This window comes from Rhodoplanes roseus, assembly GCF_003258865.1.
Lineage (GTDB): Bacteria > Pseudomonadota > Alphaproteobacteria > Rhizobiales > Xanthobacteraceae > Rhodoplanes > Rhodoplanes roseus.
Map to the genome: position 1 here is coordinate 1 of NZ_NPEX01000803.1, position 276 is coordinate 276.

At 65.2% G+C, this 276-nt stretch carries 1 pseudogene; it reads right to left on the minus strand.

What is annotated here, in order from left to right:
• Positions 1-276 (minus strand): annotated as a pseudogene (locus tag CH341_RS32480) (sugar phosphate isomerase/epimerase); the annotation flags it as partial.

A 276-nucleotide genomic window follows, 5' to 3' on the forward strand; every position in this document is an offset into this window, starting at 1 on the left:
GCAAGGCGCAATTGCTCGTCCGCCCATTCCCTGCGTGCTTGCGGGTTGCCGCGCACTTCTTCCGGCGCGAAGCCGTCGAAGAGTTCGTCATAGGCCGGATGGACGGCGATGAGCTGGCCCTGGATATGCGTGGAGAGTTCCGTGATCTCCACGCCCTCCTCGGCGAGGCGCCCCTTCAGCTCGTCGGCATAGGTCTTCGAGCTCGCCGCCTTCTCAAGGTCGAAGAGGCCCGCCGTCGTCGGCAGTTGCAGGCCGATATAGCCGAGATCCGCAGCC